Source organism: Neobacillus thermocopriae (assembly GCF_010975035.1).
GTDB classification, from domain to species: Bacteria; Bacillota; Bacilli; order Bacillales; family Cytobacillaceae; genus Neobacillus; species Neobacillus thermocopriae.
In genome coordinates this window covers 35,644-57,259 of sequence record NZ_JAAIUV010000021.1, presented here as the reverse complement: position 1 = coordinate 57,259, position 21,616 = coordinate 35,644, and the positions used below count along the sequence as shown (strand labels likewise).

22 protein-coding genes and 1 other annotated feature are annotated in these 21,616 nt (G+C 36.3%); of the genes, 21 read left to right on the top strand and 1 reads right to left on the bottom strand.

Annotation, left to right across the window (positions count from 1 at the left end):
* Positions 1-19: 19 nt before the first annotated feature.
* The 8 genes from hemW to mtaB all read left to right on the top strand — a co-directional run bounded on the left by hemW (position 20) and on the right by mtaB (position 9,324).
* Complete coding sequence (gene hemW, locus G4Z05_RS12805) at positions 20-1,159, top strand: radical SAM family heme chaperone HemW (protein WP_163252233.1); 1,140 nt, start codon at positions 20-22, stop codon at positions 1,157-1,159.
* 96 nt (positions 1,160-1,255) lie between these two features.
* Positions 1,256-2,284, top strand: coding sequence for a heat-inducible transcriptional repressor HrcA (hrcA, locus tag G4Z05_RS12800; RefSeq protein ID WP_163252232.1), 1,029 nt, complete (start codon positions 1,256-1,258; stop codon positions 2,282-2,284).
* 106 nt (positions 2,285-2,390) lie between these two features.
* Entirely contained in the window at positions 2,391-3,014 is a 624-nt protein-coding gene (gene grpE / locus G4Z05_RS12795; protein ID WP_163252231.1) for a nucleotide exchange factor GrpE, read from the top strand.
* A gap of 34 nt (positions 3,015-3,048) precedes the next feature.
* The gene (dnaK, locus tag G4Z05_RS12790; RefSeq protein ID WP_163252230.1) at positions 3,049-4,884 is read left to right on the top strand and encodes a molecular chaperone DnaK; all 1,836 of its coding nucleotides are present in this window, start codon (positions 3,049-3,051) and stop codon (positions 4,882-4,884) included.
* 117 nt (positions 4,885-5,001) lie between these two features.
* The gene (dnaJ, locus tag G4Z05_RS12785) at positions 5,002-6,132 is read left to right on the top strand and encodes a molecular chaperone DnaJ (protein WP_163252229.1); all 1,131 of its coding nucleotides are present in this window, start codon (positions 5,002-5,004) and stop codon (positions 6,130-6,132) included.
* Between the two features lie 17 nt (positions 6,133-6,149).
* Positions 6,150-7,091 (top strand): 50S ribosomal protein L11 methyltransferase, encoded by a 942-nt coding sequence (prmA, locus tag G4Z05_RS12780; protein ID WP_163252228.1) that lies wholly within the window; start codon positions 6,150-6,152, stop codon positions 7,089-7,091.
* A gap of 104 nt (positions 7,092-7,195) precedes the next feature.
* Complete coding sequence (locus tag G4Z05_RS12775; RefSeq protein WP_163252227.1) at positions 7,196-7,945, top strand: 16S rRNA (uracil(1498)-N(3))-methyltransferase; 750 nt, start codon at positions 7,196-7,198, stop codon at positions 7,943-7,945.
* A 5-nt stretch (positions 7,946-7,950) separates the two neighbouring features.
* Positions 7,951-9,324 carry a tRNA (N(6)-L-threonylcarbamoyladenosine(37)-C(2))-methylthiotransferase MtaB gene (mtaB, locus tag G4Z05_RS12770; RefSeq protein ID WP_163252226.1) on the top strand — a complete coding sequence of 458 codons (1,374 nt, stop codon included), beginning with the start codon at positions 7,951-7,953 and terminating at the stop codon, positions 9,322-9,324.
* A gap of 21 nt (positions 9,325-9,345) precedes the next feature.
* Here mtaB and G4Z05_RS12765 read toward each other — a convergent pair whose 3' ends face one another.
* Positions 9,346-10,290 (bottom strand): Na/Pi symporter, encoded by a 945-nt coding sequence (locus G4Z05_RS12765; RefSeq protein ID WP_163252225.1) that lies wholly within the window; start codon positions 10,288-10,290, stop codon positions 9,346-9,348.
* Positions 10,291-10,502: 212 nt separating this feature from the next.
* Here G4Z05_RS12765 and rpsU point away from each other — a divergent pair, with 212 nt between their 5' ends.
* From rpsU to G4Z05_RS12700, 13 genes are all read left to right on the top strand, one after another.
* Positions 10,503-10,676 (top strand): 30S ribosomal protein S21, encoded by a 174-nt coding sequence (rpsU, locus tag G4Z05_RS12760; protein WP_163252224.1) that lies wholly within the window; start codon positions 10,503-10,505, stop codon positions 10,674-10,676.
* Between the two features lie 13 nt (positions 10,677-10,689).
* Positions 10,690-11,136: a GatB/YqeY domain-containing protein gene (locus tag G4Z05_RS12755; RefSeq protein ID WP_038536252.1), complete on the top strand. Its 447-nt coding sequence runs from the start codon at positions 10,690-10,692 to the stop codon at positions 11,134-11,136.
* A gap of 307 nt (positions 11,137-11,443) precedes the next feature.
* Entirely contained in the window at positions 11,444-11,746 is a 303-nt protein-coding gene (yqfC, locus tag G4Z05_RS12750) for a sporulation protein YqfC (RefSeq protein WP_038536250.1), read from the top strand.
* Positions 11,743-12,939, top strand: coding sequence for a sporulation protein YqfD (yqfD, locus tag G4Z05_RS12745; RefSeq protein ID WP_163252223.1), 1,197 nt, complete (start codon positions 11,743-11,745; stop codon positions 12,937-12,939). Before yqfC ends, yqfD begins: the two co-directional genes overlap by 4 nt.
* A complete protein-coding gene (locus G4Z05_RS12740; RefSeq protein WP_163252222.1) occupies positions 12,936-13,898 on the top strand; it encodes a PhoH family protein in 963 nt (320 codons plus the stop codon). Before yqfD ends, G4Z05_RS12740 begins: the two co-directional genes overlap by 4 nt.
* A 344-nt stretch (positions 13,899-14,242) precedes the next feature.
* Positions 14,243-16,423, top strand: coding sequence for an HD family phosphohydrolase (locus G4Z05_RS12735; protein ID WP_163252221.1), 2,181 nt, complete (start codon positions 14,243-14,245; stop codon positions 16,421-16,423).
* Positions 16,420-16,896, top strand: coding sequence for an rRNA maturation RNase YbeY (gene ybeY, locus G4Z05_RS12730; protein WP_163252220.1), 477 nt, complete (start codon positions 16,420-16,422; stop codon positions 16,894-16,896). Before G4Z05_RS12735 ends, ybeY begins: the two co-directional genes overlap by 4 nt.
* On the top strand, positions 16,874-17,272 hold the full coding sequence (locus tag G4Z05_RS12725) for a diacylglycerol kinase family protein (RefSeq protein WP_163252219.1): 399 nt from the start codon (positions 16,874-16,876) through the stop codon (positions 17,270-17,272). The genes ybeY and G4Z05_RS12725 overlap by 23 nt, the downstream gene beginning before the upstream one ends.
* Positions 17,273-17,437: 165 nt before the next feature.
* Positions 17,438-17,839, top strand: coding sequence for a cytidine deaminase (locus G4Z05_RS12720; RefSeq protein WP_163252218.1), 402 nt, complete (start codon positions 17,438-17,440; stop codon positions 17,837-17,839).
* Positions 17,829-18,752, top strand: coding sequence for a GTPase Era (era, locus tag G4Z05_RS12715; RefSeq protein ID WP_038536230.1), 924 nt, complete (start codon positions 17,829-17,831; stop codon positions 18,750-18,752). Before G4Z05_RS12720 ends, era begins: the two co-directional genes overlap by 11 nt.
* Before the next feature lie 155 nt (positions 18,753-18,907).
* Positions 18,908-19,054 (top strand): YqzL family protein, encoded by a 147-nt coding sequence (locus G4Z05_RS12710; protein ID WP_163252217.1) that lies wholly within the window; start codon positions 18,908-18,910, stop codon positions 19,052-19,054.
* A gap of 30 nt (positions 19,055-19,084) precedes the next feature.
* Entirely contained in the window at positions 19,085-19,837 is a 753-nt protein-coding gene (recO, locus tag G4Z05_RS12705) for a DNA repair protein RecO (protein ID WP_163252216.1), read from the top strand.
* 49 nt (positions 19,838-19,886) lie between these two features.
* Positions 19,887-20,070 (top strand) — a binding site (T-box leader).
* A gap of 61 nt (positions 20,071-20,131) precedes the next feature.
* Positions 20,132-21,514 (top strand): glycine--tRNA ligase, encoded by a 1,383-nt coding sequence (locus G4Z05_RS12700; protein WP_163252215.1) that lies wholly within the window; start codon positions 20,132-20,134, stop codon positions 21,512-21,514.
* The last annotated feature ends 102 nt before the right edge of the window (positions 21,515-21,616 follow it).

The window sequence follows — 21,616 nt, the reverse complement described above, 5'->3', positions numbered from 1 at the left end:
TAGAATTGAGGTTGAAAAATTGATAAAAGCGGCATATATCCATATCCCTTTTTGCGAACATATTTGTCATTATTGTGACTTTAATAAAGTATTTTTAAAAGGTCAGCCTGTAGATAATTATCTAAATGCCTTAGATCTTGAGATAAAGATGACTCTTCAAGAATTTCCAACAAATGAGCTAGATACGATTTTTGTCGGTGGAGGAACCCCTACTTCCTTAAATGAGAAGCAGTTATACGTACTTTGTGAAAGTATAAATAATAACCTTCCAAAAAGCTCAAATATAGAGTTTACATTTGAAGCAAATCCGGGTGATTTATCAAAAGATAAATTACAAATATTAAAGAATGCAGGTGTTAACCGTTTAAGTCTTGGCGTCCAAACTTTTAATGATGAATTGCTAGAAAGGATCGGCCGTGTACATCGGGCAAAGGATGTTTATCGAACGATTGATTTAGCAAAATCATTGGGTTTCTCCAATATAAGTATTGATCTTATTTATAGCTTGCCTAATCAAACAATAAAAGATTTTAAAGCATCATTAGAGAAGGCATTTTCATTAGATATTCCTCATTATTCTGCTTATTCGTTGATTATCGAGCCAAAAACTGTGTTTTATAATTTAATGAAAAAGGGCAAACTCCCTACACCAGGGGAAGATATTGAAGCACAAATGTATGAGATGTTAATGGATGAAATGGATAAACACGGTGTTCGGCAATATGAAATCAGCAATTTTTCCATTCCTGGATATGAAAGCCGGCACAATTTAACCTATTGGAATAATAACCATTATTACGGTTTTGGAGCCGGTGCCCATAGTTACATCAATGGAATTCGACGTTCTAATATTGGTCCAATAAAAAAGTATATCGACAGAATCAGCAATAATGAATTTCCTATTTATGAAGACCATTTTGTTACATCAACTGAACAAATGGAGGAGGAAATGTTTTTAGGGCTGCGCAAAACAGAAGGAGTTTCTATCTCACAGTTTTATCAAAAATATAATCAAAATCCATTAACACTATTTAATAAGGAAATTAATGAACTAGTCGATAAAAAATGGATTGAAGTGAAAAATGATTATATTTATTTAACAAGAACCGGAAAACTGTTGGGAAATGAAGTATTTCAAGCTTTCTTAGGAACGATTTAACTTAGCGCTTAATCATTGACACCATTCCCCCTTTTTGATAATTTATTAATATAATTAGCACTCGTTGATTAGGAGTGCTAACAGAGGTGATGAATGTTGTTAACAGATCGTCAATTGTTGATTCTCCAGATAATTGTTGATGATTTTATTCGATCTGCGCAACCTGTCGGCTCTAGAACCTTGTCGAAAAAAGAGGGAATCTCATTAAGTTCGGCAACTATCAGGAATGAAATGGCAGACCTAGAAGAAATGGGATATATAGAAAAAACTCACACATCTTCCGGTCGAGTTCCATCTGAAAAAGGTTATCGATACTACGTCGATCATTTACTATCGCCTCAAGCTTTGAATCAACAAGATATTTCCGTTATCCAGTCGATTTTCGCTGAGAAAATTTTTGAATTTGAAAAGGTTATTCAAAAATCTGCGAAGATATTATCAGAGTTAACGAATTATACTTCGATTGTATTAGGACCGGCGGTAAGTGTGAATAAATTAAAAAGGCTCCAAATCATTCCGTTAAATAAAGAAACAGCCGTTGCTATATTGGTTACAGACACCGGGCATGTTGAAAATCGAACATTTCCTCTTCCGGTATCCGTAGACCCAAGTGATATTGAAAAAATGGTAAATATTTTAAATGAAAGATTAACTGGAGTTCCATTAGAGGACTTGCATAATAAGATTTATAAAGAAGTGGCGACGCTGTTAAAACAGCATATAAATAACTATGATTTAATGCTGCATCAAATTGCAGAAACACTAAAAATGCCGATCCATGAAAAACTTTTCTTTGCCGGAAAGGCGAACATGCTGAGTCAGCCGGAATTCAATGACATTACAAAAATCCGAAATCTTTTAACGATGATTGATCAAGAAGAATGGATTACGAATTTGATTCGTAGTAATACAGCTGGAATCAGTGTGAAAATTGGAAGTGAAAATCAGGATCGGGTTATGGATAATTGCAGTTTAATTACAGCTACGTATTCGGCGGGGTCTGAAAAATTGGGCTCTATAGCCATCCTCGGACCGACCAGAATGGAGTACTCCCGTGTCATCAGCTTACTAAAAATAATAAGCAGAGATTTGACAGAGGTGTTTACAAAGCTGTATCAAGAGTAATAATGATGGTAATATTGAGAAGGGTGAAAGTAAAACATTTCACCCCTCTTATTGTGAAGATAAATGGGTGTAATATGTGTTTGATTCTTTAAGGGAGGTGAGTAAGTTGACGAACGAAAATAAGACAGTTGAACAAGAAGCTGAAAACTTAGAAAATACTAATTCAGAACTTACCAATGAAGAAACAAAACCCGCTGTTGAGGATGAAGTGAATGAGCAGTCAATAGAAACGGAAAAGGAAACAACTGAACAGTCTGCTACTGATAACAGTGAAGAGCTTTTAAAAGAAATTGAAGAGTTAAAAGAAAAGCTTGAAGCAGCGGACAACCGTTACCTACGACTTCAGGCGGATTTTGAAAACTTTAAACGCCGCACGAGATTAGATCAAGAGGCGAGCGAAAAATATAGAGCTCAAAAGTTAGCGACAGATTTACTTCCTGTATTAGACAACTTTGAAAGAGCACTGCAAATTGAAGCAGATAATGATCAAACAAAATCATTGCTCCAGGGAATGGAAATGGTTTATCGCACTCTATTAGATGCATTGAAAAAAGAAGGTGTAGAGCCTATTGAGGCGGTTGGTCAAGAATTTGACCCTAATTATCACCATGCAGTAATGCAAGGTAATGATGAAAACTATGGCTCTAATATTGTGATTGAAGAATTACAAAAAGGATATCTTTTAAAGGATCGAGTAATCCGACCATCAATGGTAAAAGTAAATCAATAGTCTACATAACAAATTTGAAGGAGGAAAATGGTATATGAGCAAAATCATTGGTATTGACCTTGGTACAACAAACTCCTGTGTTGCTGTACTTGAAGGCGGCGAACCTAAAGTAATTCCAAACCCTGAAGGCAATCGTACCACTCCATCTGTAGTTGCTTTTAAAAATGGTGAACGTCAAGTAGGTGAAGTGGCGAAACGCCAGGCAATTACAAACCCAAATACAATTATTTCTATTAAACGTCATATGGGTACATCCCATAAAGTGGAAATTGAAGGGAAGCAATACACACCTCAAGAAATTTCAGCTATTATTCTTCAATATTTAAAATCTTATGCAGAAGATTATCTTGGTGAGCCTGTGACAAAAGCGGTTATTACCGTGCCAGCATATTTTAATGATGCGGAACGTCAGGCTACAAAAGATGCTGGTAAAATTGCTGGTTTAGAAGTGGAACGTATTATAAATGAGCCAACAGCAGCTGCTTTAGCATATGGTTTGGATAAAACAGATCAAGATCAGACGATTCTTGTTTATGACCTTGGTGGCGGTACTTTTGACGTATCGATCCTTGAACTAGGTGACGGTGTATTTGAAGTTAAAGCAACTGCTGGTGATAATCGTCTTGGTGGTGACGATTTTGACCAAGCGATTATTGATTATTTAGTTGACCAATTCAAAAAAGAACATGGTATTGACCTTTCACAAGATAAAATGGCTTTACAACGTTTAAAAGACGCTGCAGAAAAAGCCAAGAAAGACCTTTCTGGTGTAACTTCAACACAAGTGTCACTACCATTTATTACGGCAGGTCCTGCAGGCCCACTTCATTTGGAAGTGACATTAACAAGAGCTAAATTTGACGAATTAACTGCACACCTTGTTGAACGTACAATGGGACCAGTTCGTCAGGCTTTAAGTGATGCAGATATGACTCCTGCAGATATTGACAAAGTAATTCTTGTTGGTGGTTCTACTCGTATTCCTGCCGTACAAGAAGCAATCAAAAAAGAGATTGGAAAAGAACCGCATCGTGGTGTAAACCCTGATGAAGTAGTAGCAATGGGTGCTGCTATTCAAGGTGGTGTTATCACTGGTGATGTAAAAGATGTTGTATTACTTGATGTTACTCCTCTATCACTTGGAATTGAAACAATGGGTGGAGTATTTACAAAGTTAATCGAACGTAATACAACTATTCCAACATCTAAATCACAAATATTCTCTACTGCTGCAGATAACCAAACAGCCGTAGATATTCATGTACTGCAAGGGGAGCGTCCAATGGCAGCGGATAATAAAACATTGGGACGTTTCCAATTAACTGATATCCCACCTGCTCCACGTGGAGTTCCGCAAATTGAAGTAACATTTGACATTGATAAAAACGGTATTGTTAATGTTCGTGCTAAAGACCTTGGTACGAATAAAGAACAGCAAATTACTATTAAATCTTCTACTGGCTTATCAGATGAGGAAATCCAAAAAATGGTAAGAGAAGCAGAAGAAAATGCTGAGGCAGATAAAAAACGTAAGGAAGAAGCTGAGCTTCGTAATGAAGCCGATCAGCTTGTATTTACAACTGAAAAGACTTTAAAAGAACTAGAAGGCAAGGTAGATGCTTCCGAAGTTTCCAAAGCAAATGAAGCGAAGGATGCATTAAAACAGGCGATTGAGAAAAATGATATCAATGAAATTCGGGCCAAAAAAGATGCTTTACAAGAAATTGTTCAAGCATTAACCGTTAAGTTGTATGAGCAAGCTCAACAACAAGCTCAGGCTCAACAAGGAGCTCAAGATGCAGGTACCACTGCGAAAAAAGATGACAATGTTGTTGATGCAGAGTTTGAAGAAGTAAAAGACGATAAGTAATGATGTAAATGTAAAAAAGTCAAAGTCTATATGAGCGGCTTTGGCTTTTTTATTGATATCCTTTTCTAGGGGTGTTAGAATAATTTTTATGTGACAGATTCGGGAGTGGTGGTAATCATGAGTAAAAGGGATTACTATGAGGTACTGGGTATAGGCAAAAATGCCACAAAGGACGAGATCAAAAAAGCTTATCGGAAATTGTCCAAAAAATATCACCCAGATATTAATAAAGAGCCGGATGCAGCGGATAAATTTAAAGAAATTAAAGAAGCTTATGAAGTATTGAGTGATGACCAAAAAAGAGCACATTATGATCAATTTGGCCATACCGATCCAAACCAAGGCTTCGGTGGTTTTGGTGGTAGTGATTTTGGCGGTTTTGGCGGTTTTGAAGATATTTTTAATACTTTTTTTGGCGGAGGCGGCTCACGTAGACGAGATCCGAATGCGCCAAGACAAGGTGCGGATCTTCAATATACAATGACGATTTCTTTTGAGGAAGCAGCGTTTGGAAAAGAAACCGATATTGAAATTCCTCGTGAAGAAGAATGTGGAACGTGTCATGGCTCAGGAGCTAAGCCTGGAACGAAGCCAGAAACTTGTAGGCATTGTCATGGTTCAGGTCAAATAAGTATTGAACAAAATACACCATTTGGACGTATTGTTAATCGCAGAACTTGTCATTATTGTAATGGTACTGGGAAAGAAATTAAACAAAAATGTTCAACTTGCGGTGGATCTGGAAAGGTGAAAAAACGGAAAAAAATCCATGTGAAAATCCCTGCAGGTATTGATGATGGACAACAATTAAGAATGGCTGGACAAGGTGAAGCAGGTATTAATGGAGGCCCTCCTGGAGATTTGTATGTGGTTTTCCATGTTCGTCCACATGAATTCTTTGAAAGAGATGGCGATGATATTTATTGTGAAATGCCAATTACTTTCGTTCAAGCTGCATTAGGGGCAGAAATTGAAGTGCCAACATTACACGGTAAAGTAAAACTAAAAGTCCCTGCGGGAACTCAAACGGGAACGAAATTCCGTTTAAAAGGAAAAGGGATTCCAAACGTTCGAGGATATGGTGTTGGGGACCAACATATTCTTGTTCGTATCATAACCCCAACAAAATTAAGTGAAAAACAAAAACAACTTCTTCGTGAATTTGATGAAGCGAGTGGAAATGCTCCATTTGGTGGACATGAAGAAAGCTTTTTTTCAAAAGTAAAACGGGCCTTTAAAGGCGAGTAAGTATTGGAGTTGGTAATATGAAGTGGTCTGAAATTAGTATCCACACAACCAATGAGGCGATCGAACCTATATCACATATTTTGCATGAGGCCGGGGCGAGCGGCGTAGTTATAGAGGATCCATTTGAATTGACAAAAGAAAGGGAAGATCAATTCGGGGAAATTTACCAACTCAATCCGGACGATTACCCTGAGGAAGGGGTCATTGTTAAAGCGTATTTGCCAGTTAATAGTTTTCTTGGAGAAACTGTAGAGGCTATTAAAGAGTCGATCAATAATCTGATTATTTATGATATAGATGTTGGAAAAAATAAAATTACGATTAGTGAAGTAAATGAAGAGGAATGGGCAACAGCCTGGAAGAAATATTATAATCCAGTGAAGATTTCTGAAAAATTCACCATTGTTCCTACATGGGAGATTTATCACCCGGTTAGCAGTGATGAATTAATTATTGAATTAGATCCCGGGATGGCTTTTGGCACTGGTACCCATCCTACAACGGTCATGTGTATTCAAGCAATTGAAAGAACGGTCCGCCCTGGAGATAGAGTGATTGATGTTGGAACCGGGTCTGGTGTTTTAAGTATTGCCGCTGCCATGTTGGGGGCAGAAGACGTGAGAGCATACGACCTAGATGATGTGGCTGTAACACAAGCTAAATTAAATATTAAGCTTAATAAAGTAAACAATATTGTGACAGTTTCTCAAAACAATCTTCTAGATGGGGTAGAAGAGAACTCGGCAGATGTTATTGTGGCAAATATTTTAGCCGAAGTAATTCTAAGGTTTACTGATGATGCTGCGCGTGTAGTAAAGCCTGGAGGATATTTTATTACTTCCGGTATTATTCAACAGAAAAAAGATTCAGTAAAAGAAGCTTTAATGAATTCTGGATTTGAAATTGTAGAAACCATTTTAATGGAAGATTGGGTTGCAATCATTTCAAAAAGGCTATAATGCTGATGGTAGGGGGATGCTATGTCCCCTTTTATTTTTTCTTTATATTTTTGATAAATTTTAGTAAAATATATCGTATTATGTGTTAGAGAGGGTGCTTCGGATTGCAACGCTACTTTGTTAAACATCGAGCAAAAGAAGATCGCTTTTTCATAGACGAAAATGACCGTCATCATATCGTTAAAGTGATGCGGATGGAAATAGGCGATCAAATTATTTGTGTTGATCCAGATGGACGACAAGCTTTATGCAAGCTTGCAGAAATTACCGATGAAAGAGTCGTTGCAGACGTTGTACAATGGAAAGAAGAGGATTCCGAACTTCCTATCTCAGTTGCCATTGCAAGCGGTCTTCCAAAAGGAGACAAGCTGGAATGGATTATTCAAAAAGGGACTGAGTTAGGGGCTCATCAATTTATCCCATTTACTGCAGCGAGATCTGTTGTTAAATGGGATGATAAAAAGGCAGCCAAAAAAGTAGAGAGATGGCAAAAAATTGCTAAAGAAGCTGCAGAACAATCTCACCGTGTGAGGGTGCCAAAGATATCAACGCCTGTGAGATTAAAAGATTTGCTGGAAAAAAGCAAGGAATTTGACTATAAATTGGTTGCATTTGAAGATGAAAGTCGGAACGGGGAAACCTCCGTTTTTTCTGCTGTTTTAAAACAGATGCAGCCTGGAAAATCACTTCTTATTGTGTTTGGACCAGAAGGTGGTCTGGCAGCTGAAGAAGTTGAACAATTAAAAAATAATGGTTTTGGTCTTTGTGGACTTGGTCCACGAATTTTACGTGCGGAAACAGCCCCATTATATTCACTAGCGGCTATTTCCTATCATTTTGAATTATTGAGGTGAGAATTATGCCAACAGTTGCATTTCATACACTAGGTTGCAAGGTAAACCACTATGAAACAGAAGCCATTTGGCAGCTTTTTAAACAAGAAGGCTATGAGAGAGTTGAATTTGAATCCATAGCAGATGTTTATGTAATTAATACATGTACGGTAACAAATACGGGTGATAAAAAAAGCCGTCAGGTGATACGAAGAGCAGTTAGGAAAAATCCAGATGCAGTTATTTGTGTTACAGGATGTTATGCTCAAACTTCTCCAGCAGAAATTATGGCGATTCCTGGCGTTGATATTGTTATTGGTACTCAGGACCGTGTGAAAATGCTTGATTATATTGAACAGTATAAGAAGGAACGCCAGCCTATTAACGGTGTGAGCAATATCATGAAGAATCGTGTGTATGAAGAACTTGACGTTCCATCCTTTACCGACAGAACACGCGCTTCTTTAAAAATTCAGGAAGGTTGTAACAATTTCTGTACATTCTGTATTATTCCGTGGGCTCGCGGCCTTATGAGATCTCGTGATCCGAAAGAAGTTATTCGCCAAGCTCAGCAGTTAGTTGATGCAGGTTATAAAGAAATTGTTTTAACAGGAATCCATACTGGCGGTTATGGAGAAGACATGAAAGATTACAACCTCGCTATGCTACTTCGTGATTTAGAAGCAGAAGTTAAAGGTTTAGAGCGTTTGCGTATTTCTTCAATTGAAGCTAGCCAAATTACGGATGAAGTGATAGAGGTAATTAAGCATTCAAAAATTGTTGTTCGTCATTTGCATATTCCATTACAATCAGGTTCTAATACAGTATTAAAAAGAATGCGTCGTAAATATACAATGGAATTCTTTGCTGAACGATTAAATCGGTTGAAAGAGGTTCTTCCGGGACTTGCCGTTACTTCTGACGTTATTGTTGGATTCCCAGGTGAAACGGAAGAGGAATTTATGGAAACGTATAATTTTATTAAAAAACATAAATTCTCTGAGCTTCATGTTTTTCCTTATTCCAAACGTACAGGGACACCTGCGGCTAGAATGGAAGATCAAATTGATGAAGAAATTAAAAACGAACGTGTTCATCGCTTGATAACTTTATCTGATCAACTTGCAAAAGAATATGCATCCCAATTTGAAGGTGAAGTTCTTGAAGTGATTCCAGAAGAGGAGTTTAAAGAGCAAGCGAATTCCGGTCTTTATGTTGGCTACACTGATAACTACTTAAAGGTTGTATTCCCTGCTACAGAAGATATGATCGGGAAAATCGTTAAGGTAAAAATTACAAAAGCCGGTTATCCATACAATGAAGGTCAATTTGTCCGTGTTGTTGAAGATCGGGCTGAGGTAAAGGAAGAAATATTTACAAGAAAAGAAGCAGCTATTTAATAAGGACCGTGTGCGGTCCTTTTACTTTATAACTGGAGAATTTGGTTTTCTATCATGTAAAAACAATATCATTTCTCCGAATTTAGTAGCAAATGGCAATACGAGCAAAGATGAGATAACATTAAATAAAACGCTAATATGAGCCAATTGTACCATCTTATTACTTGCTAAATAAGGTGCATATTCAGTAAGCAATGGGATAAAAGGGGTAAATAATAAGACACCAAAAACATTGAGCCATATATGAGCATACGCAGCTAATTTTGATTCTTTTCCTCCGCCAATGGAGGCGATTAAGGCGGTAATACATGTTCCGATGTTGGCTCCGAAAACAATGGCGATTCCTGCATCAAGCTGTAGTAGCCCAGCTGTTAAAAATCCCATTGTAATTCCGGTCATAGCAGTACTGGATTGAATAATCGCAGTAATCACGGCTCCTGTTAAGAGACTAAGTATAATATTATCATTAATCGAAATAATAAATTCTTTGATCATTGAAAGTTCTGTTAATGGATGGGCTAATAATTCGAATCCTTTCATAGCAGTGAAAACAGAGGCAATACCAAAGAAGAGCATACCGATACTTCTTATTTTAATATGATTAAATAGGATAAGGATCGCCCCTATAATCGCTAAAGGAACAAGTATACGGTCTAGATTAAAGGTGATCAGTTCCGTTTTAAAAGTAGTTCCGATATTCGTTCCTAAAATAATTCCAATTGATTGTGGGAATGTCATAATTCTAGCGGAAATGAGCCCGATGGTAATAACCATAACTGCTGAACTGCTTTGTAGTAGAGCGGTGATAAAAGTTCCGGTGATCAAACCTTTTAATGGGGTTCCAGTTAATTTGATCAACCAACCCTTTAATTTATTTGCTGATAAATTAAACAATCCAAACCTAATAATGGTCATCCCGAAAATAAATAATAAAATAAATATGATAAATAATACAATATATAGCATGTCTTCACCTCTCCTTTCATTGTATGGCTACTTAGGAGGGGACATGCCACTTTTTTAGGAAAATAAAAACGAAGTGAAAAAATAAGTATAAAAATTGTGCATACTTGTTTTAAACTGGCGAATTTCAGTTGACCTTGTTTAAAGGTTATATTATAATTGCAAAGTAAATGGATTGATGTAAGTGTGTTGTGTTTCGGAGGGAGGGAAAGAGAATGTCTAAAACTATCGTTCGTAAAAACGAATCGCTTGAAGATGCTCTTCGTCGCTTCAAACGTTCTGTATCAAAAACTGGTACTTTGCAAGAGGCAAGAAAGCGCGAATTCTACGAAAAACCTAGTGTAAGACGTAAGAAAAAGTCTGAAGCAGCAAGAAAACGTAAGTATTAAGAGGGTGTAATACATGAGTCTTCTCGAGCGTTTAAATAATGACATGAAACAAGCGATGAAAAACAAAGAAAAAGACAAACTCTCTGTAATTCGGATGATAAAAGCTTCCTTGCAAAATGAGGCAATTAAGCTTGGTGTGAAAGAACTTTCCGAAGAGCAAGAGTTAACAGTCCTTTCTCGCGAATTAAAGCAACGCAAAGACTCCCTCCATGAGTTTGATAAAGCCGGACGTCAAGATCTGGTTGAAAAACTTCGTACAGAAATCGCAATTGTCGAGCTGTATTTGCCTAAACAGCTTTCTGAAGAAGAGCTGACCGAGATCGTCAAACAAACGATTCTTGAAGTTGGCGCTACATCAAAAGCTGATATGGGAAAAGTAATGTCAGCAATTATGCCTAAAGTAAAAGGTAAAGCCGATGGAGCGCTTGTAAATAAATTTGTACAACAACACCTTTCATAGTATTCTGACTCAAAAAGACCACAGGGAAACCTGTGGTCTTTTTACTTAAATAAAATAAGTAAGTATATCTTTGACTTAGTGAATCTCTTTTATAGTTCAGTGTAATTCCTGGATCTCAGTTAGAAGCCTACAGCATGGTAAAAAAAGGGATTACATTGAGATGTCTACATCACTCTTGATTTCTTAAGCTCAAGTTTCTTAGAATACCATTGTGAGTAAGGATATTTCCATGATGCTCAATTGGAAAAAGGTGTGCTAGAACCTCTTTTCATTTCATAAACATGAGATGAAAGGGGGTTCTTTTTTTATGGCAAAAAAATGGGGCCAGCGGGTTCGAAATTGGATGGCTAAAAAAATGGATCTTCCTCAAGATGTCATGATGGATTTACCACGAATCACCATGATCGGACAAATTCATATTTACATTGAAAATCATCGAGGGCTTCTAGCGTTTACAGATAAAGAACTCCGACTGTTATTAAAACAAGGACAGTTATTAGTGAAGGGGAAATCTTTTGTCATAAAGACGATTCTACCCGAAGAAATTTTACTTGAAGGAAAAATTGATCAAGTCTTGTATATAAATGAAAATTCGGGAGGAACAAAATGAAGAACCAATGGATTGATTTTTTATTTGGTATGGTTACGGTTAAAATTACCGGGAAAGGAATCGAGCGATTTATTAATGTCCTCACAAGGAATGAAATAATTATTTGGAATGTAAAACGGCATGGTACAGAAACGATTACTTTTCAAATGAAGCTTGAGGATGCCAAAAACATCAGATATTTTGCTAGACATACTGATTGTCAAATCACATTTTTAAAAAGAAAAGGAGTCCCGTTTTTATTTAGGAGACTCTTAAAAAACAGCGGTTTTCTTACTGGTGCGGTTATCTTTCTTTTAATCATATTTCTTCTTTCAAACGTCATTTGGGGTATAGAAATCAAAGGTGCAAAACCGGATACTGAGTATCAAATCCGCAAAGAACTGGATAGGATGGGCGTAAAAATTGGAAAACTACAATTTTTTGTGAAAAATGTAGAGGGAATACAAAGAGAGTTAACTAACAATGTCGGAAATCTTACATGGGTTGGTGTGGAATTAAAGGGGACAACCTATCATTTACAAGTAGTCGAAAAAAACGAACCAGAAAAACAAAAGGAACTATCCCCACAAAACCTTGTGGCGAAAAAGAAGGCAATCATTGTAAAAACATTTGTGGAAGAAGGCAAAAAGGTCGTTGATATTCATGACTATGTACAAAAAGGACAATTACTTGTATCCGGTGAAATCGGACAAGATGGGGAAAACGTGAAACTCGTCCCTGCCAAGGGAAAAGTGTGGGGGGAAACTTGGTATAAAAGTCATGTGGAGCAGCCGCTTGATACGAAGTTTAAAGTATTAAACGGAAATGAAAAACAAAGACATGCACTTGCGTTTGGAAAGTTTGAGTTACCTATTTGGGGATTTAAAGACCCAGAATACAAGCAATTTGAAATGGAAAAGACCATTTATAAACTTCATTTTTTAAAATGGGTGCTTCCAGTTTCCTATATTCAAACCACTATTCGTGAAAGTGAAGATATTATCCGATCTTATACGAAAGAACAGGCGGAACAAATTGCTTTAGAAAGGGCTAAAAAAGAAATAAAAAGTCGATTGGATGAAGATGCTATGTTTAAAGATGAAAAGATTTTACACAAGGAAGTAAAAAATGGTAAAGTTATACTGGATATACATTTTAAAATGATTGAAAACATCGCAGTAGAACAACCGATTTCCAAGGAGACTCGTGAATGACAGAGAAGTTAACAGTTATTGATGTACAGCTTGAAAATCCGGCAGAGGCCATTGCTTTACTTGGTAACTCAGATCAAAATTTAAAAATCATTGAAGAAGAGCTTGGCGTCAAAATGATTACAAGAGGCGAATCGGTCAGCTTGTCAGGTGATGAAACACAAGTTGCTGTCGCTAGACAGATTATAGACAAATTAATGCTAGTGATTCGTAAAGGTATTCATGTAGGCCCAAGAGATGTGCTTTATGCCATTCAGATGGCAGAAAAAGGAACACTCGATTATTTTGTGAATTTATACGATGAAGTTATTGGCAAAAATATTAAAGGAAAAACGATCCGGGTTAAAACACTTGGTCAAAGGCAATATATTATGGCCATTAACAAAAGTGACTTAGTATTCGGCATAGGTCCAGCCGGTACTGGTAAAACTTATTTAGCTGTTGTAATGGCAGTAAATGCTTTGAAAAACGGTCAAGTAAATCGTATTATTCTGACTAGACCTGCTGTGGAAGCAGGGGAGAGTCTAGGGTTCCTTCCTGGAGATTTAAAGGAGAAGGTTGACCCATATTTAAGGCCATTGTATGATGCCTTGCACGATATTTTGGGGGTAGAGCATACAGGCCGATTAATTGAACGCGGAACGATTGAAATTGCTCCACTTGCCTATATGAGAGGGCGAACGCTTGACGATGCCTTTGTTATATTAGATGAAGCACAAAATACGACCCATGCTCAAATGAAGATGTTTCTGACAAGACTGGGATTTGGATCGAAAATGGTGATTACCGGTGATCACACTCAAATTGATTTGCCTAAAGGGGTAAAGTCTGGATTAGTTGAGGCAGAAGAAATATTGAAAAATGTGAATGGCATTTCATTTGTCTATTTGGAGCAAAGTGATGTAGTACGTCATCCTCTAGTAGGCAGAATTATTGAAGCCTATGATAAAAAAGGAAAATAAATAAAGAATTCGAGAAGCTGACCCAAATGTCCTTATTAATGACTTTTTGGGATCAGCTTTTTTATTTAAATTTTTGAATAATGATATTTCTAAATCTCGCAAATTGTGTGTAAAACAAATAACATCCCTGTTTACGGTTTAAATTACAAAAAGAAGGGTATAAAGACTTTTGTGGAACCTACTTATTTGATTTAATAATATAACTTTTCTGTGAATCAATATGGAATATAGTGAAATATATCCAAAAAACTGTTATCATTTTACATAAAGTTCGTTTTTATCTAAAATACTTTTGACAAAACATGTTTCATTTAATTTTTTAAGCCGTAGTTGGAGGGATATTGTTGGAAAAACTGCAGCAGCATTTCATTCGAATTAGAAAACTTTTGGATATTTCTTTTTTTCGAATCCTTTTTTTCATTGTGTTAGGTCTTGTTTTGTATACAGCAATGTATACGAATGTAAAACCTGAAAAGTTGGATGTTGATCTTTTTTCTGTGGCAGAAAAGACGATACGCTCTCCCGGGACTGTTGAAGATAAAAAAAGTACAGAAAGAAAACGGGCCGAGGCTCGCAATCAAGTTCAACCTGTCTATACATTAAAAAATGAATATGCCCAAAATCGAGTAGACCTCATTTCCTCTATATTTAATGCGGCCTCTGAAGTTAATGATGAGATAAGTGAAAACATGAAGGAATCGGAGGAGGAAACTGCTGAAGATCATTTACCAACCTCTGAACCAAGTACGGCAGAAAAAATTACGATGTTAACTGGAAAGTTGACACCTACAGTGACTAAGGATTTATCGAACCAAGTATTTACGGCCTTAGTACAAGCTAGTAATGATGAATTATCGATTGCTAAAGATTTAACGGTGACTGCTATCAATAATGTAATGACGAAAAGAATCCCTGCGGATGAAGTTGAGAATGCCAAAAAAAGTCTGGAAGAAGAATTAAAGTATACAGCCTTGAATGATCATTTGAGAATGGCTGCTATTGAACTGGGAAGATATGCAGTCATACAAAATGAATTTTATGACCCTACCGCTACAGAAGAACTTCGTCAAAAGGCTGCTGAAAGCGTAGAGCCGGTTAAAATTCTTCAAGGACAAGTCATTGTAGAAGAAGGGGAATTAATTGATCAAGAAATATATCGTCAATTAAAGCTTGTTGGCCTTCTTCAGAATGAAAAAACTTATAAACCGTTTATTGGCTTAATCATACTTATTGTAATTATGCTTTCAGCTATATATTATAATTTTTATCTAATGAAATCTTCTTTGCCAGAAAAAAAACAAACTTATCTTTTGTTGTTTGGTTTAATTTTTATTTTGTCAATTTTTCTCATGAAGATTATTAGTCTATTGCAATTTTATAATTATCCTTGGATAGGATATTTGTTTCCTGCTGCATTAGCTGGTATGCTGTTAAAAATTTTAATTGATGAGAAACTGGCTATTTTGACATCCGTAATCCTTTCACTATGCGGTAGTATTTTATTTAATGAAGGAGTGTCTGGAACACTAAATTTCTCAGTAGGATTTTATATACTATTTAGTTCCTTGGCAGGTATCCTTTATTTAAGTAATCAAAATCGAAGGTCAAGAATCCTACAAGCAGGATTATTTGCTGCAATGGTAAATCTTATGACCTTATTGGCAGTGATGTTTTTACCCAATGGACATTTTTCCGGGATTGAATATGGATATTACTTTATTGCTGCTCTTGTTTCCGGGCTCATATCTGCCGTATTAACGATAGGATTATTACCATTTTTTGAAGCGAGCTTTGGAATACTGTCTACCATGAGGCTGATTGAATTGTCCAATCCAAATCATCCTTTATTGAGGAAGATTTTAATGGAAGCTCCAGGAACATATCATCATAGTGTCATGGTGGCAAATTTAGCGGAATCGGCTTGTGAAGCAATAGGGGCAAATGGTCTTCTTGCTAGAGTAGGTAGCTATTACCACGATATTGGAAAAACAAAGCGGCCACACTTTTTTATAGAAAATCAAATGAATCAGGATAATCCTCATGATCGATTGACACCGGATAAAAGTGCGAGTATTATAATTGCTCATGCCGTTGATGGGGCCAATATTTTACGCAAATACCAAATGCCTAAAGAAATCGTTGATATTGCCGAGCAGCATCATGGAACAAGCTTATTGCAATTTTTTTACCATAAAGAACTTCAAATGAATCCTCATTCTAAAATTAAAGAAGAGGATTTTCGTTACCCAGGTCCTAAAGCCCAGTCTAAGGAGTGTGCCGTAATAGGAATTGCGGATAGTGTTGAGGCAGCAGTGCGTTCCATTCCTAATCCAACACCTGAGTTGATTGAGTCTCTTGTAAAGAAAATCATTGCTGACCGTATACAGGATGGGCAATTGAATGAATGCGACCTCACTATGAAGGAAATTGAAACAGTATCTTATACTTTATGTGAAACATTAAAGGGAATCTTCCATTCAAGGATTGAATACCCTGAACTAACAAAGAAGGTGAAGCAAGCATGACATTACTGATTGATAGCACAGATGAAACAAAGGAATTAACAGAACAGCAAATACTTGAAATAGAAAGATTGTTAAATTTTGCTGCAAATAAACTAAAGGTTGAGAAACATAGTGAAGTTTCCGTTACTTATGTAACTAATGAAAAAATTCGTGAAATAAACCGCGATTATCGGGGAAAGGATGCACCAACTGACGTAATTTCTTTTGCAATGGAAGAGCTTGGGGAAGGTGAAATGGAATTAGTTGGTGTAGATATGCCTCGTATTTTAGGAGACCTCATTATCTCTGTACCGAAAGCAAGGGAGCAGGCAGAAGAATATGGTCACTCCTTTTTACGCGAGCTGGGTTTTTTAGCAATTCACGGTTTTTTGCATCTTTTAGGTTATGATCATATGACTGACGAAGAAGAAAAGGAAATGTTCACTCTACAAAAGGAAATCTTAGAGGCGTATGGGCTTACAAGAGAAGCATAGGGATAAACCATTTTGGTATTCCTTCATATATGCAATTGAAGGAATTGTAACCGTCGTTAAGCAAGAAAGAAATATGAGATTTCATTTGCTAAGTTCATGTATTGTATTATTGATGTCATTTTATTTTTCTATTGATAAAATGGAATGGCTTATCGTTCTGATACTTATTAGTGGGATGTTTTGTCTTGAAATGGTAAACACCGCGATCGAGAGAGTGGTTGATCTCGTTACATTGGAGTATAAACCATTAGCAAAGCAGGCGAAAGATGTGGCGGCAGGTGCGGTATTGGTTTATGCGGTTGTTTCAATCATAATTGGTGCATTCATTTTTATACCTTATGTGTTTAAGCTATTAAGAACAATTGAAATTAGTTAAGAAATTCGATAAAATGACTAAACCAATGAATCATCAATTCTATTTTAGAGAATATTTCAACAATTTAAAATTTTTGATATTTTTTCTTTACAATTAATGATTTTGGTTTCAAATTGATGTAAAATAAAGAAACAGCAGTAAATTGCTGGAAAGGAAGATTGACTAGTGAACATAAATCAACTAATTGAAGAAGCAAAAGCAGCAAGAGAAAATGCCTATGTTCCTTACTCAAAATTTGCCGTGGGAGCAGCTCTCTTAACCAAAGATGGAAAAATATATGGTGGCTGTAATATTGAAAATGCAGCTTATAGTATGTGTAATTGTGCAGAACGGACTGCGCTTTTTAAAGCGTTTTCAGAAGGGGATCGAGAGTTCAAAGCAATGGCCGTTGTGGCTGATACCGAACGCCCTTGCTCTCCATGCGGTGCTTGCCGGCAAGTAATTTCAGAATTATGTCCACGTGACATGAAGGTTGTATTAACGAATCTAAAAGGGGATATTCAAGAACTTACTGTTGAAGAATTATTACCAGGAGCTTTTTCACCGGAGGATTTACATGCTAAGTAATATACATGAAAAAAATAGCTTTAAGTCAGGATTTATATCTATAATAGGTAGACCAAATGTCGGTAAATCAACATTTTTAAATCGGGTCATTGGACAGAAAATTGCTATAATGAGTGACAAGCCGCAAACAACCCGAAACAAAATTCAAGGAGTATTAACCCTTCCTGATGTACAAATGGTATTTATCGATACGCCAGGTATTCACAAACCAAAACATAAATTAGGCGACTTTATGATGAAGGTCGCTCAAAATACTCTAAAAGAAGTAGATTTAATTTTATTTATGGTCAATGCGGAAGAAGGGTTTGGCCGTGGAGAAGAATATATTCTTGAAAAATTCCAATCCATTAACACACCAGTATTCCTTGTTATAAACAAAATTGATCAAATTCACCCTGATGAATTGTTGCCGATTATTGAAACATATAAAGAAAAGTATCCTTTTAAGGAAATTGTTCCTATATCTGCTCTAGAGGGGAATAATGTAGAGCGATTACTTTCTCAAATTAAAGATATATTACCTGAGGGACCGCAATACTATCCTGCAGATCAAGTAACTGACCATCCTGAAAGGTTTATTATTACGGAATTGATAAGAGAAAAGGCTCTGCATTTAACAAGGGAAGAAGTTCCTCACTCACTGGCTGTTGTAATGGATAAAATGGAGCGCAAAGAAGGTAAAAACATTATTCATGTTATGGCCACTATTATTGTTGAGCGTGATTCCCAAAAAGGGATTATTATTGGCAAACAAGGGAGCATGCTGAAAGAAATCGGAAAACGCGCAAGAGTAGATATCGAAAATCTCCTAGGTTCAAAAGTTTTCCTTGAGCTTTGGGTTAAAGTCCAAAAGGATTGGCGAAATAAAATGTCGCAGCTCAGGGAATATGGTTTTAATGAAGACGAATATTAGGGATTCGCTTTAACTAAGTTATTATAACCATCTGAAATATATGCCTAAAAAGAATTTACAATATTTACGTATTATGATTAGTGCGTAGGCTGGCTAAGATAAATGTAAGGTTTGATTGTATTATTGCTAGTCAAATATTGAAAGGTGGGGTTTTCGTGTTGGATTTTACGTGGAAAATATTTAGCCAAACAGGTAATATTGACACATATCTCCTCTTTAAAGAATTGGAGAAAGAAAAACAAGAAATCGAAACACCCAATAAACTAGATGAAGAGCTAGCACAAATCGATTATCCAATCTAGCAAGTCGTACGCCCTTGGATGGTGAAAGTCTTGTTTCAAAGATGTGAAGGCATCATAATTAGAACTACGGATTATGGAGAAACGAATAAAATTATAACAATATATACTAGGGAATGGGGAAAGATTGGCGTAATGGCGAAAGGGGCTAAAAAGCCCAATAGCCGTCTTTCTTCCATTACCCAACTTTTTACTTATGGTTATTTCTTAATTCAAAAAGGAAAGGGATTAGGAAATTTACAGCAGGGAGAAATCATTAGCTCCATGCGAGCAATCGGAGAAGATATTTTTTTAACTGCATATGCTAGTTATATTGTTGAATTAACTGACAAATGTACCGAGGAAAAAAAGCCAAATCCTTTTCATTTTGAGTTATTATTTCAAACGCTTCACTATTTGAATGAAGGCAATGACCCAGATATTTTAATGAACATTTATGAGATGAAAATGCTAAATGTTTTAGGATTATATCCAATTTTAAATCAATGTTCCGTTTGTGCCAGTACTGACGGACATTTTTCTTTTTCAATTCGTGAAGGTGGATTTTTATGCCATCGCTGTTTAGACAAAGACCCATATCATCTCAAAATTTCACCAGCTACTGTTAAATTATTAAGGTTGTTTTACTATTTTGATTTATCAAGATTAGGTACTATATCAGTTAGGAATGAAACAAAAGAGGAACTAAAAAAAGTGATTTCAGCCTACTATGAAGAATACTCAGGTCTACATTTTAAAACGAAAAAATTTCTTAATTCAATGGAAGAGTTTCGAAATCTTTTATAGCACTTATTGACATTCCATATTATTTTGGTTATTATTAACATTAAAATTAATAATTGCGTTGAAGGAAAGGAGTACTTAACATCCTCTATAAAAGCGAACCTAGGATGGTGGAAGCTAGGGTATAGAGTGTTAAGGAAGGGCGTTCCTGAGCAATGATGTATACATTTTTTAAAGTGGCTGCTTTTTATTAGCGGCAAATAGGGTGGAACCGCGGGTATACTCTCGTCCCTATGCTTTATTTAAGCATAGGGTCGAGAGTTTTTTATTTATTATTTGAAAAAAGGAGTTAAAGCAATGAGTGTATCAATGGAACAAATTGTTTCACATGCTAAACACAGAGGTTTTATCTTTCCTGGTTCAGAAATTTATGGGGGTCTAGCTAATACATGGGATTACGGCCCATTAGGAGTTGAACTTAAAAATAATATTAAAGCCGCTTGGTGGAAAAAATTTGTTCAAGAATCTCCATATAATGTAGGCTTAGATGCAAGTATTTTGATGAATCCACGGACTTGGGAAGCATCTGGACATATTGGTAACTTTAATGATCCTATGATTGATTGTAAAAATTGTAAGGCACGCCACCGTGCAGATAAATTAATCGAAAAGGCGCTTGAAGAAAAAGGGATTGAAATGGTTGTAGATGGCCTTCCGTTTGATAAAATGGAAGAGTTAATAAACGAACATCATATTGCTTGCCCAGATTGCGGCAGTCATGATTTTACAGGTATTCGTCAATTTAATTTAATGTTTAAAACGTTCCAAGGTGTTACAGAGTCAAGTGCCAATGAAATTTTTCTCCGTCCAGAAACAGCTCAAGGTATTTTTGTTAACTTTAAAAATGTTCAGCGTACTATGCGTAAAAAACTTCCTTTTGGAATTGCGCAAATAGGAAAAAGCTTCCGTAATGAAATTACTCCAGGTAACTTTACCTTCCGTACAAGAGAGTTTGAGCAAATGGAGCTTGAGTTTTTCTGTCGACCTGGAGAGGAGTTGAAATGGTTTGATTATTGGAAGCAGTTTGCAGAAGAATGGCTGTTGTCATTAGGTTTAAATAAAGAAAATTTAAGACTTCGCGATCATTCTGAGGATGAATTGTCTCATTACAGTAATGCGACTACTGACTTTGAATATAAGTTTCCGTTCGGATGGGGTGAACTATGGGGGATTGCTTCAAGAACAGATTATGATTTAAAACAACATATGCAATTCTCAGGTGAAGATTTCAATTACATTGATCCAGAAACGAATGAACGATACATTCCTTATTGTATCGAGCCTTCTCTTGGAGCAGACCGGGTAGCCCTTGCGTTTTTAATTGATGCGTATGATGAGGAACAGCTGGAGGACGGAACATCTCGGACTGTCATGCATTTTCACCCTGCCATTGCACCATTTAAGGCAGCTGTATTACCATTGTCGAAAAAATTATCAGATGGGGCAAGAGAGGTATTTTCAACATTATCTAAGCATTTCAATGTGGATTATGATGAGGCTGGCTCAATCGGTAAGAGGTATCGTCGTCATGATGAAATTGGTACACCTTTCTGTATCACCTATGATTTTGATTCACAGGAAGATCATATGGTGACAGTAAGGGATCGGGATACGATGGAACAGACAAGAATACCAATTGACCAACTTGTAAGTTTTTTACAAGAAAAAATTTCATTCTGATAAAAGGTGCGGCTTAAAACCGCACCTTTTATTTGATTGATCACAATTTATTTCAATAGAAGGGCAATTAGTATATAATATTTCTATTAATGTATAACCTGA